The sequence below is a fragment of the Bartonella rhinolophi genome (assembly GCF_036576165.1).
Classification (GTDB): domain Bacteria; phylum Pseudomonadota; class Alphaproteobacteria; order Rhizobiales; family Rhizobiaceae; genus Bartonella.
Window position 1 is genome coordinate 57,280 of record NZ_JBAFWY010000003.1, and the last position, 18,586, is coordinate 75,865.

The window sequence follows — 18,586 nt, forward strand, 5'->3', positions numbered from 1 at the left end:
ATTGATTTTTAATAGATTTTTTTATTATCTCTTTGAAATGACTCAATTTTTTATTTCTGTTAAATAGAGGAATTAAGCTGATCAAAAGAAAGAACTATACGATCTTGTTCAAATTGACCAATACGCTGAATTTCCCACTGTAATAAATGGGATGAATGACTAAAAACACGAGCACGCACTGTTTCACCCAATGTTTCAAGATCATAACCTGTTGCTTGACCCGTATTAACCATAAAATTACAGTGCATTTCACTCATTTGAGCACCACCAATCTGCAAACCACGACACCCCGCTTTATCAATAACGTGCCATGCAGATGTCCCTTCAGGATTTCGGAAAGTTGATCCACCTGTTTTTTCGCGAACGGGCTGTACTGTTTCCCTATGCAGAGAAACTTCATCCATAGCAACACGAATATCATCTCTCTTTCCTTGCCACCCCTCCAACAAAGCAGCAGTGAAAATGAGATCTTCAGAAACATCACAATGACGATAAGAATAATGCATATCTGCCAAACTCAAGATATGACGCTGTCCTTTACGATCAAGTGCATAAACCTCAACAACACGCGCAGCTGTTTCAATACCATTGGCTCCTGCATTCATTTTAAGTGCTCCTCCAAGACCACCAGGAATACCATGATAAAAATGAAATCCTGCAATCTCAGCTTCTAAAGCTGCTGCTGCTAAATGTTTATCTGCCGTAGCAGCACCAACCCAAAGACGCTTTAAAGAAACTTGCCGCACTTGCCCGAAACCTTTTGCTGAAAGACGAATCACAACTCCAGGAACACCCCCATCACGCACGAGAAGATTAGAACCAATTCCTACAATGGTGATAGGAACAGATTTAGGCAAAACTTGAAGAAAAAGAGCTAAATCTGCCTCATCAGTAGGTTGATAAAAAAGCTCTGCCAACCCACCAGTGCGAAACCACGTCACCTTCCGCATATCAACATTAGGCGTAAGCTTACCCTTGATACCACCTAACACCGGTTGCAATCGCGCCAAAAGCGCATCACCATCAATCTGTTGAAAATTTATCATTTTTATCAAGCACCATCAACTTATTAGGTAACGCATAAGCCCATTGTGTGATATTACCCGCCCCAAGAAAAACAATATAATCACCAGACTTAGCAGATGTAGAGACGATGGAAACAACATCCTCCAAAAAATTAATCAGACATACATCGCGATGGCCTGCCATTTGCAAATGTTCAACCAATTCTTTAGCACCAAAGCCAGCAATTGGCTCTTCACCTGCTGCATAAATTGGTGCAATCATCACTGTATCTGCGTCATTAAAACAAGCAGCAAAATCATCAAATAAATCACGTAAACGTGAATAACGGTGCGGCTGTACAACTGCAATAACCTGTCTTTTTGCACTCTCACGCGCTGCACGTAAAACAGCTTTTATTTCAACAGGATGATGCGCATAATCATCAAAAATCTCAATGCCGCGCCAACTCCCTGTTTTTGTGAAACGCCGTTTCACTCCACCAAATTCTGCCAAACCTTTTCTTATAGACTCACTTGAAATGCCAAGTTCATGCGCAATAGCAATTGCTGCAGTCGCATTAGAAACATTATGCTGCCCAGCCATTGGCAAAATTAAATTTTTAAACTCAGTCTCTTTCCCTGTTTTGCGCGAACGAACAAGAACATCAAAACACGTTTTTTGACCATCCATTGACAAATTTAAAAAACGAACATCAGCTTGTGGATTTGCACCATAAGTAATAACCCAGCGATCATCAATACGACTCGCCAACGCCTGAACCTCTGGATGATCAAGGCATAACACAGCAAAACCGTAAAAAGGAACATTTTCTACAAACTGCCGAAAAGCATCACGCACAGCACTAAAATTACCATAATGATCCAAGTGTTCAGAATCAATATTTGTAACAACAGCAATATCAGCAGGCAACTTTAAGAATGTACCATCACTTTCATCAGCTTCAACCACCATCCAATCACCGTCCCCCACACGAGCATTGGTACCATAAGCATTGATAATACCGCCATTAATCACCATTGGATCAAAATTACCCGCATCAAGGAGCGCTGCTACCATTGACGTAGTTGTTGTCTTCCCATGCGTACCGCCAACAGCAATTGCCCGACGAAACCGCATCAACTCTGCAAGCATTTCTGCACGCTTTACAACTGGTAAATGCCTCTTTTTCGCAGCTATATATTCAGAATTTGTTTTTTTTATAGCGGTAGAAATCACAACAACCTCTGCAGCTCCTAAATTTTCAGCAGAGTGACCTATATGAACATTAATTCCTTTATTTCGTAAACGTTCAACATTTGCATTATTAACTTGGTCAGACCCTTGAACTTTATAACCAAGATTATGAAAAACCTCAGCAATTCCACTCATGCCTATCCCGCCAATTCCAACAAAATGGATAAGACCGATATTAAGCGGCATTTTCATCAAAAAACTCCTCTCTAATATCTGACAGCGATTGCCCCACAATCAATGCCTCAGCTATATCTGCAAGACGACTAGTCGCATAAGGTTTTCCAACTTTTTTTGCAGCCAGCGCTTGTTTTTCCAGTAAACTTGGTGCGTAACAAGCTTCCATTAAAACAGCAGCAAGCCTTTGCGCACTTAAATCTTTTTCTGGTACAATTTGAGCAGCCCCCACTGCAGAAAGCAACGCTGCATTGGCTGTTTGGTCATGATCCAAAGCATGAGGATATGGAATAAGCAAAGCTGGTCGCCCAATGACAGCTATTTCACAAACGGATGAGGCACCAGCGCGTGATAAAATAAAATGAGAAAGTGCCATACGTTTAGCCATATCATCAAAAAAAGGTGCAATTTCTGCTTGCACACCCATATCGCGATAGATTTTTACCAACTCTACAGCTTCATCCCGAACTTGCTGAACAATGCGTAAGCGTTTACGTATCTTACTATCCAGTAAAGCAATTGCTTCAGGTACAATATGTGAAAAAAAAGAAGCTCCTTGACTCCCTCCAAAAACCAAAAAATGAAATGGCTTTTCACCAACAGCAGGAGAATAAGGAACTTTTGCTACTTTAAGAACAGCCTCACGTACAGGATTACCAGTTAAAAACGTTTTATGAGCGTGAGCACCGTTTGACAATAACAGACCACCTGCTATCGCGTGCACCACAGCTGCCAACACGCGATTAGCACGTCCCATAACAGCATTTTGTTCATGAATAAATGTTATACGCCTCGTTAAAAAGGCAACCAAAAGAGGAGGAACGGTAGGATAACCACCAAACCCACCCACAAGAACAGGACGCAGTTTATAAAAAAGAGCGCACGACTGCCCCATTCCCTTTAACAAATACCAAAGTGTTTTTATCAATGCCAAAGGGTGACGCCGTGCAAATGTTGCCGATGAAATAATATGGGTATGCTCTTCATCAAAGCAGCGCACAAAACGCTTAGCTCTTTCATCTGTTGCCAAATGCACATCATATCCGCGTCGCCTAAATTCAACAGCAAGAGCTTCTGCAGGAAAAAGATGTCCACCTGTACCACCAGCAACCAAAACAATCACTTTTTTATTTGTCATAAGCAGCGTCCGAAACAACAGATGAAGAAAAAGCTGAAAGACGCGCTTCTGGCCAGCGACGTGTCAAACTAAGCAAAATACCCATTGAAATAGCAATTGCTACCATAGATGAGCCACCATAAGAAATAAACGGCAATGTCATGCCTTTTGGAGGCATTAAATGAAGATTAACAGCCATATTAATCCCTGATTGAAAGCCGATCATCATTGCTATGCCAGTAATACCGAGACGCGTAAATGAATCACGCGTATTCAATGCTATATAAAGCGAGCGTATAACGATAAAGCCAAAAAGCATCATAATTAATATACAAAGGATAATACCATATTCTTCAGCAGCAACGGAAAACACAAAATCTGTATGGCTATCGGGAATAATACGTTTCACGGTTCCCTCACCTGGTCCTTGTCCAAACCAACCACCATTCAAAATAGCCTCACGTCCTACATCTACTTGAAAGGTATCGCCCTCACCTGTCAAAAAGCCATTAATACGTTCACGCACATGATGAAGAAAAAGATATGCGAAAATCCCCCCGACAACACCTAAAATAAGAAATAAAAAAATGACAGCAAGAGATACACCTGCAACAAAAAATAAACCGCCCCATGCGGCACTCACCAAAAGTGTTTGACCAATATCAGGTTGAAGAACAAGAAGCACACAACAAAAAGCATAAAGTGCAATCGCTAGCATGTAGTTAAGAATAATCTTACGTTGTACCTGCCCTGAAAAAAGCCAAGCTGACATAACCACAAAAGCAGGCTTCATAAACTCTGAAGCTTGTACAGAAACGCCAAATATAGAAATCCACCGCCGTGCTCCTTTTAATTCAGGACCAAAAAATAAAGTTGCAACCATAAGAGCAAGGGTCGTAACTAATAAAAGGGCACATAAACGACGAATATTACGGGGTGAAAAAAAAGAAATCGTAACCAAAGTAAAAAATGCAGAAGCACTAAAAATGATATGCCAGCGAACAAAGTAAAAACTATCGTCAATTCCAATTTTTTTCGCAATGGTGGGACTTGCTGCAAAAGAAAGCATAATCCCAATTCCCATCAAAAGTAAACAAGCAGCAAAAATGGAACGATCAATTGTCCACCACCAATTGGCAATCGGATCTCGATCTGCACGAGTAACCATCATATTCGCTTGATCCTTTTCATTTTTCTACTCAAAGTGATATATTTTCCCTATTTTTAGGCAAATACTTCAGCAATTGAATTACATGAAAAAAGATTCTGGAATGTTAACATAAATCATTTTTTTATATTTTGTGTTCCTTTCAATTGCGTAACAAAAGAAATAAACGCTTCCCCACGCGCTTCATAATTTTTGAATTGATCATAACTTGCACAAGCTGGCGAAAAGAGAACAACAACTTCTTTCGCCTTGCAAAAAGTTGCATCAATAGCTGCTTCATGCACTGCATTTTCCAAAGTTAAACTCATCGAAAAAGGAAAAATGGATCCAATAACACCAGAAAATTCTTCTGCCGAACTTCCAATCAAATAGGCTTTACGAATTTTATGAAAAAATCCTTTAAGAGCATCAATCCCACCTTTTTTCGCCTGCCCTCCAACAATCCAAAAAATATTATTAAACGCAGAAAGTGCGGGAGCTGATGCATCTGCATTGGTCGCTTTGCTATCATTGATAAACAAAACTGACCCAATTTTACGCACCTGCTGCATACGATGCGCCAATCCTTTATAACTCGCTAAATGCTTTTCTATATGTGGATCAGTAATTTTTAAAGCCTGCAATGTTGCCAATACCATGAGAGCATTTTGCGCGTTATGGCTACCACGCAATGCAGTCATACTCGCAAGATCCGCAATCATCTGACATTGCCCGTGGCGAACAGAAAAAAGTTTAGTTCCATCCGCATAAAAACCATTTTCAATAAAGCGTTCTTTAGAAATTGCCTCCACTTGACAACCTTTGTGAACCAATTGTTGGTACAAAACCTGACACGCCGTATCATCAACAGCAATACAGGCATGAGAAGCCTCAGCAACTAAATGTCTTTTGGCTTGCACATATTGAGCAAAACTGCCATGGCGGTCAATATGATCAGGCGTTAAATTCAATAAAAGACCAACAGTTGGCTTCAGAGATGGTGCCAAATCAATCTGAAACGATGAACATTCAATCACATAAATACATTTTTTAACAAATGGCTTAAGCATCAATATTGCAGTTCCAATATTTCCTCCCATCTGCACATCATAACCCATCTGTTTTAACAAATGGGCAAGCAAAGCTGTCGTTGTCGATTTTCCATTCGTACCTGTAATAGCAATGAATGGAACATCCTGATCGCAAAGGTTATAGTTCTGTAAAAAACGATTACGCGCACGGACAAATAATTCAATATCACCGATAATTTCTATATTTGCTTGACGTGCTTTATCAACAACCCAATGAGGCTTAGGGTAAGTTAAAGGAACTCCAGGCGCTAAAATCAACGCAGAAAACTCTGACCAATCCTCAAATTGGAGATCCCTTGTTGAAATATTTTTTTGACAAGCTGCTTGTACACCTGAAGGATTATCATCCCATGCAATCACTTCTGCACCACCATGCATCAATGCCTGCGCTGCCGCTAATCCTGATCGCCCTAATCCAAATAAAGCAACTTTTTTTCCCTTATAACATTCAACAGAAATCAAAACTTCACCTTAATTTAAGTGTTGAAAGACCAATCAAAGCGAGAACAATTGAAATGATCCAAAAGCGTATTACGATTTGGCTTTCAGTCCAGCCTTTTTTTTCAAAATGATGATGTATCGGCGCCATAAGGAACACACGCTTTTTTGTTAATTTGAAATAACCAACCTGAATAACAACTGAGAATGCTTCCAAAACAAAAAGCCCGCCAATGAAAACCAAAACAAGTTCATGCTTAGTTGCTACAGCAACAACACCCAACAGTCCTCCAAGTGCTAGTGAACCAGTATCTCCCATAAAAATAGCCGCTGGAGGTGCATTAAACCATAAAAAACCAAGACCAGCACCAACAACAGCGCCCAAAAGAACAGCCAATTCACCTGTTCCTGACACATAATGGATTTGTAGATAATCAGCAAAATTTATATTACCAGAAAGGTAAGCAATAAGAGCAAAAGAGAGAGCCGCAACCATCACAGGAACGATAGCAAGTCCGTCAAGACCATCAGTCAAATTAACTGCATTACCAGTTCCTACAATAACAAGAGTAGAAAAAGGAAGAAAAAACCAGCTCAAATTGATAAAGTAATCTTTCACGAAGGGCAACGCTAACCCAGGAGAGCCAACTTGTAAGATAGCAAAAGCAGCAATTGCTGCAATCAAAAACTCTAAGCTTAACCGTGCCTTACCAGAAAAGCCCTTCTCCGTTTGTTTTGTTACCTTAAGATAATCATCATAAAAACCAATTGCGCCAAAAGAAAGCATAACGCACAGCGATATCCAAAAATAAATATTCAATAAATTACACCACAAAAACGCTGAGACAACAATGCCAGTTAAAATCATTAACCCACCCATAGTAGGTGTTCCAGCCTTTTTAAAATGTGTTTGAGGACCATCAGCTCGAATAGGCTGTCCTTTTCCCTGCCGCAATTTGAGAGCAGCAATGATACTAGGACCAAACAAAAACACAATTAACCCTGATGTAAGCATAGCTGCCACAGTACGAAAGGTAATGTAACGAAAAACATTAACACCTGGGAGCCAATCACTAAGCGAAGAAAAGAATAGCAGCATAGTATAAAACCCTACTAAAATTATAGAGGAACCACTTTATAATGATCTAAAAGCGCAGTCACAATATTTGACGAATAAATACTATGGGATGATTTAATCATGATAAGATCTCCATCTGAAATTTCTGAAAAAATAAGTTGTAAAAGCTTTTCAATATTCTCAGCATAATGAACCGTGACATAAGCAGACAGATCGGTAATTAAACACTTCATTGCCTCACCAAATAAAAAAACCAAATGAGCACCAGAAGTACGTATTGGCTCTACTAGGTCACGATGAAGTTTTTCACTATAGGCTCCCAATTCGAGCATATCACCCAAAACAGCAATCCGCCTTCCCTTCTTTCCTACAGGTCCTGTAGTAAGAAGGTTAAGAGCAGCCTGCATGGAAGCAGGGTTAGCATTATAACTTTCATCAATTAAATGAAAAACACCACTATTTGGTAAAGACAACCGATAATGAATACCGCGACCTTTTTGGAGAGAAAAACGGCTCAACGAAAGGGCTGCACGCGTTAAATCAGCACCCACTGCATCACAAGCCGCAAGAACACCTAAACTATTTTGTACAATATGTCGGCCAGGGGCACCAATTTTAATCATCATATCACAACCGGAAATGCACACAGTCATATGGGAAGAATCTGTAAAAAGATGAAGTTCCTTTACTTGATAATCAGCAAACTTACTTTCACCAAAACTCAAAATCTTTTTCACACCATATTGTTCTGCTTTGTGAACTAAATAGGGGAAAAAATTATCATCTGCATTTAAAACAGCAACGCCTTCCTCATCAAATCCTTCAAAAATTTCAGCTTTTGCCTCTGCAATTTCTTCAAGATTTTTAAAAAAACCCATATGTCCAGCAGCAATACGAGTAATCAAAGCCACATGTGGACGAACCATCTTCACGAGAGGGCGAATTTCATTTTTATGATTCATACCAATTTCGAAAACACCGTAATCACTATCTGCAGGCATTCGCGCTAAAGTGAGTGGAACACCCCAACAATTATTCAAAGAAGCAAGATTAGCATGAACCTTCCCAACAGTTTCAAGTGCTTGTTTAAGAGCTTCTTTTGTCGTTGTTTTTCCAACAGAACCTGTTATCGCTATAATTTTAGCTTTTGAACGCTTACGTGCTGCTTGCGCAAGCTTTTCTAGTGCTTGTAAAACATCAGGAACAACAATCAATGGAAGAGATAATTTCTCCATTTTAGACAAGTGATCTTGCGCAATTACAACAGCTCCAGCGCCTTGATCATGAGCTTGTAGTGCAAAATCATGACCATCAAAACGATCACCTTTTATACAAAAAAAAATATCGCCTTTTAAAAGTGTGCGACTATCGATAGAAACTCCAGAAAAAGCTTCTGCTACACACCCAATTGCAAAACCATCCATTGCAGCTAAGAGTGCCTGTTTATCCCATAAAGCAGTCATTTATATCTTTCCTTTAAAGCAGAAAGCGCATGCAAACGATCTGAAAAAGGATATGTCTTCTGCCCTACAATCTGACCGTCCTCATGACCTTTTCCAGCTATAATCAATGTATCTCCTGCCTCAAGAATCCCCACTGCATAGGAAATTGCTTCACCACGGTCTGCTATTTCTATCGCTTCTGGTGCGGTCTGTAAAATATCTTTTCGAATTTTCTCTGGTGTTTCAGTGCGAGGATTATCATCAGTTACAATAACAATATCAGCCCTATTGGCTGCAATTTTTCCCATTAAAGGTCTTTTCCCCTGATCACGATCACCACCACAACCAAAAATAAGAATTAAACGCCCCTGCGTAAAAGGGCGAACAGAAAGCAATACTTGCTCCAAAGCTTCTGGCTTATGCGCATAATCTACATAAACAGGAGCATTATTTTCTGTCTTTCCAACCAATTCTAACCGACCAGGTGCTCCTTGCAAATTTTCAAGAGCACGAAAAACTTTATCAGAAGATACACCTGTTGCAATTGCTAATCCCGCAGCCACCAATGCATTAGCTACCTGAAAATCTCCAGCTAGAGGCAAGTCAAATGTATAAATATCATTGTCCATACGGCATTCAACACACTGTTTTGACCGTTGATGCTCAACACGATTAATTGTGATAAACTGCCCTTTACGCCCAACTGTTAATACACGACGATACGCCTGTTTGACATAATCAATAACTTTTTGCGAATAAATATCATCGGCAAAAATCACAGCAGGAGAATTTTGTGGCAAAAGCGTATCAAATAGTCTCATTTTAGCACGCAAATAATCCTCTACACACGTGTGATAATCCATATGGTCACGCCCTAAATTCGTAAAAGCAGCCGCCGCCAAATGAACCCCATCGAGTCGACTCTGATCCAATCCATGCGAAGAAGCTTCAAGGGCTGCATGTGTAACACCATCTTTGGTAATTTCATATAATAAACGCTGCAAAACTACTGGATCTGGCGTCGTAAGAGATCCATAATCGTTCCGTTTAGGAGAAATAACACCTATCGTTCCAATGCTGGCTGCACAAAACCCAGCATATTTCCAAATTTGCTGAACAAAAGATACAACTGATGTTTTCCCACTTGTACCTGTCACAGCCACTACAGTTTCAGGTTGAGAACCGTAAAAACGTGCAGCAGCTACCGCTAAACTATGACGAACATCTAAAACACGTAAAACTGGAACAGATAAGTTTTCGAACGTAAAATTACAATCTGTAACGATTGCTCGTGCACCGCGTTTTATCGCATCACTTATATATTGCCTACCATCGCTTTTACTTCCCTGAACAGCCACAAAAACATAACCTGGTAATATTTGTCGAGAATCTGCACTTATTCCCGTAACTTCAATGTGTCCAAGATAATCTTCCTTAATATCTTCTGAAAATAGCGCTCCAAGTAACATGACCACACACCTATCTTATGTTAGTTTTTTACCACTGTTTTTTAACAATCACATATTGCCATTTGGACTTAAAATTGGTTCATATTCTTTCTTAAAATCTGGTTTAATCTCTAAAAAACTAGCGGAACGGCGAATAATATTAGCAAGCATCGGTCCTGCATTCATCGCTGCTGTTGCCAATTTTTTTCCATCTTCAGGCTGAGGTTCATCAATAATTGTTAAGACAACATAAGCAGGATCATCAATGGGAAAAGCAGCGAGAAAACTATTGAAATTTTTTGTCTTAGAATATTTTCCATTTTCAACTTTTTCAGCTGTTCCCGTTTTACCACCAATGCGATAGCCCTCTACTTTTGCATTACGCCCAGAACCAATATTGCTGTTTAACTTATAAAGGTAACGCATATTTTGACTCGTTTTAGCACGCAGAACCGATTTTGCATGCTTCAAAGCTTGTTCTTTTGTATTTTTTAAAAATGTAGGTGCAATCAACAAACCACCATTCATTAAAGCAGCTGCTGCTACTGCCGTTTGCAAGGGCGTTGTTGCCATACCGTGTCCAAAAGAAATTGTCATAGAATGGATATCTTTCCAACGATGCGGCTCAACAGGATGGGCAACTTCAGGCAATTGTGTTACCATACGATCAAGTAAACCAAACCGTTTCAAAAAATCACGATGTCCATCAATTCCTATCGTCAATGCTTCTTTAGCAGAACCAATGTTAGAAGAATAAATAAAAACTTCCCATAATGTTAGAGGACGATTTTTTCCATGAAAATCACGAATAAAGTAATTTCGACTTGCTTGAATGGGTCGTGAAGCATCAATAATACTGTTTAAATGAAAAATATCCGAATCAAGTGCCATTGCAGTTGTAAAACTTTTAATGATAGATCCCATTTCAAAAACCCCAGCAGTCATCCGATTTAGGCGATCACTTTTCAAAGCATCCACAGGATTGCCAGGGTTAAAGTCAGGTATAGACGCCATAGCCAAAACTTCACCAGTGTGAATATTTAAAATAACTGCTCCTGCAGCAATCGCTTTATAACGCTTAATTGCTTGGGTTAATTCATCATGCACAATTGTCTGAATGCGAACATCTAGCGAAAGCTGAACCGGTTTTAATGACGATTCAGTTACAAAACCCGCAGCACGCAAAACACTCAAGCTAGCATCATCAATATATTTCTCCATACCTGCTATGCCCTGATTGTCAACATTAACCATGCCGAGAATATGTGAAGCTACAGAACCACCTGGATAAAAACGACGAATCTCAGTACGAAAACCAATACCTGGGATACCAAGTGCCATAATTTGCGATTTTTGCGTTGGCGTTAACCCACGTTGTATCCAAGAAAAACCAGACTTTCTTTTTAAACGCTTATAAGTTTCCTGCCAATTAAGATTGGGCAAAACTGTTGAAAGCAATTCTATTGTTTCATCCACATCAATAATGCGTCTTGGTTCAGCAAAAAGTGAGTAAGTTTTAATATCCGTTGCCAGTAAGCGACCGTTACGATCAACGATATCAGGTCGGGTTGCCAACTGAATAACTCTTGGCCCTTTTGCTTCTTCAATTTGTCCGCCTTTCATTCCATAAGAAATAAGACAGGCACCCATAATGCCGTACAAAATAAGAAAACATGACAAAGAAAAAAGCAAACGTAGGCGACTAGAATGCAAACGACGAGCAGAAAAATTATGAACGTCCAATTTATTATTTAAATGCTCTTTCTTCCACGAAAATAGAAATAATGTTTTTATCACTGCACGCCCTTTTGAATAACGCTACCCATACGTGAGACATGATTATCAGCCCCAAAATCTTTATTGTTTTCCAAAGTATTTTTTTTAATCACTTCTGCAATTTGATCATGTTGTACACGTACAGGAATATCTTCAAATTCAACAATTTGGCGTGGTTGAATTATATCTAAAGCAAGCTCTTTTTGATAACGCTTTGCAAGTCTTTGCATACGTGAAGGCTCTATCATTACAGCCCATTCAGCACGAAGTAGATGAACCATATTTTTTTCTGCAGAAATTTCACGTTCAAGACGACGAACTTCACTAATTCGTTTTTGAACATCATATTTTACCTTATAAGTGAAACCTGCTGTACAAATCATAATTATCGTTAAAATCATATCCACTGTGCGAAAAACTGTCATTTTTTTCGGCCTTCAAAACTGACAACCTCGCTCAAACCAAATAATTTCATATCTGCAGCAAAACACTCTGCTTCAGTGCGTACACCAACACGCAACTTTGCAGAACGCGCACGGGGATTTCGTTGTAATTCCTCTTCACTTGCAGTTACTGTACCTTTAAACAGAGGAAAAAATGTCGCTGGAGGAATTTTTATTTCAGGAAAGTAGCGTGATCTCCCACGTCCGCCTGAGCGAGCAGAAAAAAATCTTTTAACCATACGGTCTTCAAGAGAATGAAAACTAACAACCCCTAAACGACCTCCCGCTTTCAAAACACGTTCAGCAGCAAATAAGCCACGCGCCAATTCGCCAATTTCATCATTCACATACATACGAAGAGCCTGAAACACACGTGTTGCAGGATGAATGCGGTCTTTTGGGTTACGACCCACAAGTGCTTCAATGGCATTGGCAAGATCACCTGTACGCAAAAAAGGCCGAATACAGCGACGTTTCTCTATCATACGTGCAATTCTACCTGCATAACGCTCTTCTCCAAATATTTTAAATATCCGCGCTAAATCCTCTACTTTTAAATGATTCACAACATCGCTGGCTGTAAAACCAATCTGAGCCATTCGCATATCCAACGGACCATCTCTTTGAAAAGAAAACCCTCTTTCAGCTTCATCAAGCTGCATTGAAGAAACACCAATATCTAGAATAACCGCATCTACCTTCTTTTCAACTACGCGATCTAATTGCGAAAATTCCATTTGCACCAAACGAAGTCGTGGAAAAAATGTATCAACAAGCGGTTGTCCACCACGAATCGCGTGAGGATCACGATCAAGAGCAATAACATCTGCTCCCGCGCTTAACAGAGCACGTGTATAACCACCAGCACCAAAGGTGCCATCAATCACTTTTGCTCCAACCAATGGTTCAAGCCCAGCTAAAACTGGCTGTAACAACACTGGAATATGGCGTTCAGCTCTGTTACTCTGTTCTATCAAAATAATCCGTCTTGATTTATGCTTGTTCAAATCAATAGCCATCAAGGGCAGCTTATGCCATGATAACTAAAATTCAATCTCCATATCCATCACAATGAAAGAAAATGGAGCTAAAGTTGACCTGATGCATATATTGACGCACTATACTTAAAAAAATGTTATAATTTTCTAAAAATACACTCTTTATTTGAGTGTAGAGCAAAAAACACAAACCTTCATAAAAGCTCATATGCAATACTGAGTGTATACAATACCCATCACGCAAGTACCAGCTAGCATGTAGGTTAGATTCTGTATGGTAAAAATTACACTGATACAAAAACTATTCATCTAAAACGAATATACCATCTGCCTTACTGCAGTCTACCTAAATAAACTTACCTAAAAATTAGCTGTAAATTAAATCTTGCATATCATTTCTGTTCGATCTTGCTCCCAATGAAATGGAGATTACCTTGTTACATTCATTACTAAAAAAACCATATGCACTATACGCAATACTAGATGTATGCAATACCAATCACGCAAATATCAGTCGGCCTGTAAGCCGGGTTCTGTATAGTAAAGCTTACACTCTACATGGCAGCCATTCATCTGGGACGGATGTTACCACCCGCCTCGTGCAACCTACCCGAATGACTCGCCTGGAAACTGGCTGCAAGTTAAACCTTGCGCGTCATTTCTATTCGGTCTTGCTCCCAGTGGGGTTTACCTTGCCACATTCATTACTGAATGCGCGGTGGGCTCTTACCCCACCCTTTCACCCTTACCTATAAAAACAGGCGGTTTGCTTTCTGTGGCACTTTCCCTAGGGTCGCCCCCGCCGGGTGTTACCCGGCACCGTTTTTCCATGGAGCCCGGACTTTCCTCACTTGCCACCTTTAGGCATTGGACAAGCGCGGCTGCCTAGCCGACTGACACGCTACTTATAAAGCATTTTTCATGAAGTGAAAATAGCCTCTCATCAAGATATTTCACAAATCCTGTCAGAAAATTCTCATCTTTAAAGTATATCATTATCTTAATGAAGCGAGATAAGTTTTAACTTTAAGGCAATATTTTGCTGAAGTAGAATTCATTTTTTTTGCAGCATGGCCTGCATTATATTTAAGGATTGTGCCACATGTATTGCCACCACTCAATTTATATGCCCGCGCCAAATAACGCATACCATATTCAAGATTGGTCGCAGGATCATAAAGATCTTGTACAGAACCATTAAAACCCAACCCGCGTGCAGTAGATGGTTTAATTTGCATTAAACCTATCTCACCAGCAGCTCCCTTGGTATATGCTTTATAACTACTTTCAACATGCACAACAGCATGCGCTAAATTAACAGGAACATTATATTTGGCTGCCAATTTTTGAATGAGAGACTCGTAAGGACGAACAGCTACTTTAGAAGAAGTTATTACCGATTTATTACCTGAATTTGCAACATTTAATATTGCATAAGCCCAGCTCATCTCAAATACACATGATATAGCAAATGCCACACTTAGAACGATTTTCAAAAATTGCATTCTCTCTCTCTTCATGAATAATTCTTAAATTAAGACACAAAAAACCTACAGGTGTATTATATTTAGAAAAAAAGCTAAAGAGCGTTATAAAAATGAAAATATTAAGACAATTTCAATATAATTTTAATTACCAAAAGAAGCACGCTCACCTCATTTACTTTATATTTTTATATCGCAAAAATATCGAAAAATAAAAAAACTATAATGAAGATTTTAACGCACTTAATAAAGCACTATAATATATCCATTACTAATACAGCTGCCCCGTACCCAATTTTTAACTAATGAAAATACACTTGAAAAGCCTCTGTTACTTTTCACGCCCGATTATTAAATCCCCATTTATGTTAATTTCATAATCGCAACAAGCTAACATAAACCAAAATGCTTTCACCAAAACACCATAAGTTTCGTATATCATTTTAGAAAAAACAAAAACCACTATCCGCTCTTTCAGAAGCAGATAGACACTAGTTACACAAAATTTATGCCAAACAATATCGTTTGCCAAAATTAACCATTTTATAGAAAATAATACATCAGCTTTTAAATACACAGCATAGCTGAATAAACACTTTCATCCGCTTTTGGAAAATTTTATAAAACCAGCATAAAAAACTTCAATACCCATCGAGTAAAAGTTTATATTACTGACTCTCCGCCCGAAAATATTTTTCTTGTATATAATTATGGCACAATCACCCTTGTAACCATTTGTACTACACATGTCCATATTCAAGAATCGTACAAATAACTGATACTCTAAAAACGGTACTTTAATAGTTTAACTATCTCCCCTCTCCGTATAATGCTAAATAAAAAGTCAGAGAATCTCCCCGCACATTTTTCAAGGATGCTACATAGAGCATAACATTCACAGAGAATCAACAATAAATGTGATTTTTCTCAAAAAATAGCTAAAAATAAGCATCACTAATGTAAGGATGAAAAATAGCTTTTGATAAAGCGACAGAAATAACCTCACCAAATTTTTGCGCATCCTCATCGCTTTGACCATTCGCAGAAGCTATAATAACCGCATCCTGCCGTACTAACTCAACCAATTGCCGTTTTTGTTGAGGACTCATCTTAGAAAGGTTAGCTACAACATCTGGAAAAAATAACACTAATCTCTCTAAAAATATATCCCCTATTTTTGTTATGCTCACTTGACGAGAAGGCAGGGTTTCGTTGAATATAACTCGGTAAGGCCCCTTAATTTTAGGAATAAAAAAACTCGCTCCAAAGACAAAAAATATAAAAAAAACACAAACAATACGATGCATACAGCTCACTTATAAACATTATAAGACATAAAGCGCGCATCCCCCTATACGAAGAAAAATCTTCAACAACGAATCAAACTCCCACCCTTAAGAAAAACCAACCTCCCCCAATTTAATAATCCTCAATACTCCCCCTCACCATTTCACGCTATACAACACCAGATAGCTCACACTTTTTCAAAATCCCGCTTATAACACTTCATAAGACTTTCATATCACCCCCCCCAAAAGCCCGGCTGAGGATTCCCTCAGTCAGGCCAGACAATCTAAGGGATCCACGCGGGGGGGGGGAGGAGGCTCCCTGATCGTCCTCTCGCATCAACCACTAAGATAGCCGATGCAATATTTCTGCTATGGAATAAAATATTCTCAACAACAAGAAATTATTATCATCTCTCATGCGAAAAAATATAAAAAAGTTATGAATTGTTAAAAAGTGGAAATATTGAGGCAAAAAAATACTTAAATTGATCCAATTTGAAGCAATATTATTTTAAATACGCTAAAAAACATCTGTTGACCATCTTAACCTTTATTATTTTGCTAAAAAATCTATCACTGTAAAAATTTTAAAAACACAAGTAATTTTTATAAATCAAACTGCTATAAAGAGAAAATCATATCAACACAGTTATCACTTATTCGACAATGCCATCATTGAAATAAAAATATCTTTTAATCTATGCAAACCATATCAAAGATCAGAACACACGCACTAATGTAGGTATTAACGGCTCTCATCTTCCCAAAACAATAAACTAACATAACCTCAATACAATCAAAATAAAAATACTAAACCTTACATGTTTTCATTATAGATATTGAGAATCATCATCAAAAAAATTGTTACCTATAACGACATCAATGGTAAGCTTGAAAAATTAATTGCCGCACAAGACTAAAATTTTCAGTATATTTATTTTGAATCACTCATCGTCATAATCCAAGATAACTACAGATTATTTTGTAAACGATCAATAAACCCCAACGCATTACCTTGCAAGCAGCGATGAATATGAACGTTTTTTCGTCATCTTTCTTGCCTGCACTACTTTCATAAAATGATAAAATGGAAAATTTTTGTACTTAAAATTGCTGTGCTATATCTCATTCAACACACACTGTATCAACGCGAGCTAGATGACTTCACCTCTGTAAAAATCCTTGTTTATGTCTCCATATATTGAAACACTAGCACTGTATTTCATAAAAGATACGATAGTGAGAATGATAACCATTCAATAATTCTCTCAGTTCCTTCTTTGCACTTTCAACCAAGAAAAGTCAAAATCGGTAAAGTACTGTAGCAAATATAATTTATGCAAACTCCACGTGTTTATCTTTTATATCATCTATTAATAAACGCGGATCACGAGCAAGCCAAAGCTTAACCATCAACCCTTCTTTGTTTTCATTTTGCATAGGGACAAGACAAACTGTTTGTTCTAGAATAAGTCCTACATTTTTTAGCCATTGTTTTATTTGTAAATCTGAAAATCCAAGATGCATATAAGCATGGTGAGTATGTGAAGATTTAGTTTTATGGAAACAAAAATCCACAATTAAGAAACGTCCATTAGGGCGCAAAACACGCGCTACTTCATTAAATATTTCCTGAGGTCTATCAAGAAAATGTGAAACCCAATGAAGAATTACCAAATCAAAAATTGTATTCCCAACAGATAAATGCAAAGCATCGCTTCCAATAGCGATTTCAACTGCATGCGTATAAAGACCTGAAAACAATTTTAATACAGAGCCTGTACCTGCACCAATATCTAACATCGCCTCAAATGGTTTATTGCCGACAATTTCAAGCAAAGCATTTTCTACAACATAATCTGCAATATATGATGATAGCCGTAACGCATCCCACTGCGCAGCATTTTGTAAAAAATGCTTCTCAATCTTTTTTTGATGCTGCTTTTTAAGGTCTACTAAACGCGCTAAATCGTGCGCTAACATCACATCGCTCTCTGGCAAAGCTAAAATTGCAGCCATCACAATGTCTTTATCCCAACAACCATGGCAAAGCTTAAAATAAACTTCCTCCCCCTTTTGATAACGTTCAACCAACCGTGCCTCATACAATAAACGCAGATGCCAAGATACAAGAAACCGTGATTTATCAAGTATAAAAGTAAGCTCTGAAACCGTTAAATCTTCATGATACAAAAGCGCAAGAACACGCAAACGACTTGATTGTGCCATCGCTTTCAGCAACACAGTCATCGTATTCAAACTTGCCACTTTCCTCATAAATACTCCCTCTATCACTCATATAAACATTTGTTTCTATTAATAAAAAGTCAAGCAAAAGGCATACATATTTGCATTATTTTCGAGTGATTTTTGATGATAACATGAAAAATTAGACAACTGCT

The 18,586-nt window shown here is 38.5% G+C and carries 14 protein-coding genes and 1 other RNA gene; all 15 read right to left on the reverse strand.

The window, feature by feature from the left end:
- Window positions 1-59: 59 nt before the first annotated feature.
- Complete coding sequence (gene murB / locus V5N67_RS03275) at window positions 60-1,046, reverse strand: UDP-N-acetylmuramate dehydrogenase (protein ID WP_332060475.1); 987 nt, start codon at window positions 1,044-1,046, stop codon at window positions 60-62.
- Window positions 1,024-2,451: a UDP-N-acetylmuramate--L-alanine ligase gene (murC, locus tag V5N67_RS03280; RefSeq protein WP_332060476.1), complete on the reverse strand. Its 1,428-nt coding sequence runs from the start codon at window positions 2,449-2,451 to the stop codon at window positions 1,024-1,026. Before murC ends, murB begins: the two co-directional genes overlap by 23 nt.
- On the reverse strand, window positions 2,435-3,571 hold the full coding sequence (locus V5N67_RS03285; protein ID WP_332060477.1) for a UDP-N-acetylglucosamine--N-acetylmuramyl-(pentapeptide) pyrophosphoryl-undecaprenol N-acetylglucosamine transferase: 1,137 nt from the start codon (window positions 3,569-3,571) through the stop codon (window positions 2,435-2,437). Before V5N67_RS03285 ends, murC begins: the two co-directional genes overlap by 17 nt.
- Window positions 3,561-4,718, reverse strand: a complete 1,158-nt coding sequence (locus tag V5N67_RS03290; protein ID WP_332060550.1) for an FtsW/RodA/SpoVE family cell cycle protein — start codon at window positions 4,716-4,718, stop codon at window positions 3,561-3,563. Before V5N67_RS03290 ends, V5N67_RS03285 begins: the two co-directional genes overlap by 11 nt.
- A 116-nt stretch (window positions 4,719-4,834) precedes the next feature.
- Window positions 4,835-6,250 (reverse strand): UDP-N-acetylmuramoyl-L-alanine--D-glutamate ligase, encoded by a 1,416-nt coding sequence (gene murD / locus V5N67_RS03295; RefSeq protein WP_332060478.1) that lies wholly within the window; start codon window positions 6,248-6,250, stop codon window positions 4,835-4,837.
- Between the two features lie 4 nt (window positions 6,251-6,254).
- Window positions 6,255-7,325 carry a phospho-N-acetylmuramoyl-pentapeptide-transferase gene (gene mraY / locus V5N67_RS03300; RefSeq protein ID WP_332060479.1) on the reverse strand — a complete coding sequence of 357 codons (1,071 nt, stop codon included), beginning with the start codon at window positions 7,323-7,325 and terminating at the stop codon, window positions 6,255-6,257.
- Between the two features lie 20 nt (window positions 7,326-7,345).
- Entirely contained in the window at window positions 7,346-8,767 is a 1,422-nt protein-coding gene (locus V5N67_RS03305) for a UDP-N-acetylmuramoylalanyl-D-glutamyl-2,6-diaminopimelate--D-alanyl-D-alanine ligase (RefSeq protein ID WP_332060480.1), read from the reverse strand.
- Window positions 8,764-10,215: a UDP-N-acetylmuramoyl-L-alanyl-D-glutamate--2,6-diaminopimelate ligase gene (locus tag V5N67_RS03310; protein ID WP_332060481.1), complete on the reverse strand. Its 1,452-nt coding sequence runs from the start codon at window positions 10,213-10,215 to the stop codon at window positions 8,764-8,766. The genes V5N67_RS03305 and V5N67_RS03310 overlap by 4 nt, the downstream gene beginning before the upstream one ends.
- Window positions 10,216-10,263: 48 nt before the next feature.
- A complete protein-coding gene (locus tag V5N67_RS03315; protein WP_332060551.1) occupies window positions 10,264-11,988 on the reverse strand; it encodes a peptidoglycan D,D-transpeptidase FtsI family protein in 1,725 nt (574 codons plus the stop codon).
- Window positions 11,988-12,395, reverse strand: coding sequence for a cell division protein FtsL (ftsL, locus tag V5N67_RS03320; RefSeq protein ID WP_332060482.1), 408 nt, complete (start codon window positions 12,393-12,395; stop codon window positions 11,988-11,990). Before ftsL ends, V5N67_RS03315 begins: the two co-directional genes overlap by 1 nt.
- Window positions 12,392-13,432 (reverse strand): 16S rRNA (cytosine(1402)-N(4))-methyltransferase RsmH, encoded by a 1,041-nt coding sequence (rsmH, locus tag V5N67_RS03325; RefSeq protein ID WP_442879235.1) that lies wholly within the window; start codon window positions 13,430-13,432, stop codon window positions 12,392-12,394. The genes ftsL and rsmH overlap by 4 nt, the downstream gene beginning before the upstream one ends.
- 485 nt (window positions 13,433-13,917) lie before the next feature.
- Window positions 13,918-14,308: RNase P RNA component class A (gene rnpB, locus V5N67_RS03330), an RNA gene on the reverse strand.
- A 98-nt stretch (window positions 14,309-14,406) separates the two neighbouring features.
- Window positions 14,407-14,916: a lytic transglycosylase domain-containing protein gene (locus tag V5N67_RS03335; protein WP_332060483.1), complete on the reverse strand. Its 510-nt coding sequence runs from the start codon at window positions 14,914-14,916 to the stop codon at window positions 14,407-14,409.
- Window positions 14,917-15,833: 917 nt separating this feature from the next.
- Entirely contained in the window at window positions 15,834-16,202 is a 369-nt protein-coding gene (locus V5N67_RS03340; protein WP_332060484.1) for a hypothetical protein, read from the reverse strand.
- Between the two features lie 1,317 nt (window positions 16,203-17,519).
- Complete coding sequence (locus V5N67_RS03345; RefSeq protein ID WP_332060485.1) at window positions 17,520-18,461, reverse strand: ArsR/SmtB family transcription factor; 942 nt, start codon at window positions 18,459-18,461, stop codon at window positions 17,520-17,522.
- Between the last annotated feature and the right edge of the window lie 125 nt (window positions 18,462-18,586).

What these genes read in the sequence shown, in the direction of transcription:
- V5N67_RS03305 (WP_332060480.1), bottom strand. Translation starts at nt 8,767, where the DNA reads ATGACTGCTTTATGGGATAAACAGGCACTCTTAGCTGCAATGGATGGT.
- murC (WP_332060476.1), bottom strand. Translation starts at nt 2,451, where the DNA reads ATGAAAATGCCGCTTAATATCGGTCTTATCCATTTTGTTGGAATTGGC.
- rsmH (WP_442879235.1), bottom strand. Translation starts at nt 13,432, where the DNA reads ATGGCTATTGATTTGAACAAGCATAAATCAAGACGGATTATTTTGATA.
- mraY (WP_332060479.1), bottom strand. Translation starts at nt 7,325, where the DNA reads ATGCTGCTATTCTTTTCTTCGCTTAGTGATTGGCTCCCAGGTGTTAAT.
- V5N67_RS03335 (WP_332060483.1), bottom strand. Translation starts at nt 14,916, where the DNA reads ATGCAATTTTTGAAAATCGTTCTAAGTGTGGCATTTGCTATATCATGT.
- V5N67_RS03290 (WP_332060550.1), bottom strand. Translation starts at nt 4,718, where the DNA reads ATGGTTACTCGTGCAGATCGAGATCCGATTGCCAATTGGTGGTGGACA.
- V5N67_RS03340 (WP_332060484.1), bottom strand. Translation starts at nt 16,202, where the DNA reads ATGCATCGTATTGTTTGTGTTTTTTTTATATTTTTTGTCTTTGGAGCG.
- ftsL (WP_332060482.1), bottom strand. Translation starts at nt 12,395, where the DNA reads ATGACAGTTTTTCGCACAGTGGATATGATTTTAACGATAATTATGATT.
- murB (WP_332060475.1), bottom strand. Translation starts at nt 1,046, where the DNA reads ATGATAAATTTTCAACAGATTGATGGTGATGCGCTTTTGGCGCGATTG.
- V5N67_RS03345 (WP_332060485.1), bottom strand. Translation starts at nt 18,461, where the DNA reads ATGAGGAAAGTGGCAAGTTTGAATACGATGACTGTGTTGCTGAAAGCG.
- V5N67_RS03310 (WP_332060481.1), bottom strand. Translation starts at nt 10,215, where the DNA reads ATGTTACTTGGAGCGCTATTTTCAGAAGATATTAAGGAAGATTATCTT.
- V5N67_RS03285 (WP_332060477.1), bottom strand. Translation starts at nt 3,571, where the DNA reads ATGACAAATAAAAAAGTGATTGTTTTGGTTGCTGGTGGTACAGGTGGA.